1 protein-coding gene is annotated in these 462 nt (G+C 50.9%); it reads right to left on the minus strand.

Going from position 1 to position 462, the window contains the following annotated elements:
• The coding region (locus tag C5C07_RS22405; RefSeq protein WP_369333287.1) for a HalOD1 output domain-containing protein at nt 1-255 on the minus strand (255 nt) is incomplete at its 3' end.
• Nucleotides 256-462: the final 207 nt, after the last annotated feature.

Below are 462 nucleotides of genomic sequence, written 5' to 3' on the forward strand. Positions count from 1 at the left end.
TCCATTTGACATACTAGCGACAACTTCTCCAGTCGAATAGACCATCACGTCAGAACCGTCGAGTTCAAATGAAACAGCTATATCACTTTTCGACTCGCCGGAACCGTGCTGAAAGAGTGCGTCCGGGTCAAGCACGCCATATAGGTCTCGCCCTGAGAGGCGTCTGATGGACACGGCCAGATTATTCGCACCGTACATACTACTTTCTGTAATCAGGGGGGAGGGAAGCGTGTGACAATTCCCCTCCGTCATCATGTGAGTGGGGCGTACCGGTAAGCGTTCCTGATTTGTAGCCCAGAATATCCGAGTTTCACCAATCGCTACTACTCGAGCTTCATCCCGGTAGGATGAAGTCTGATTTCGAAGCGCAGATGTTAGTAAACCCAGCAGTGCAGTACATATAGCGTCGGGCTGTAGGGTATGTGATGGGAGGTGATGGTATCGTTTCGGACGAGAGGATTC

The organism is Haloferax sp. Atlit-4N, assembly GCF_003383025.1.
In the GTDB taxonomy this organism is placed as follows: Archaea; Halobacteriota; Halobacteria; order Halobacteriales; family Haloferacaceae; genus Haloferax; species Haloferax gibbonsii.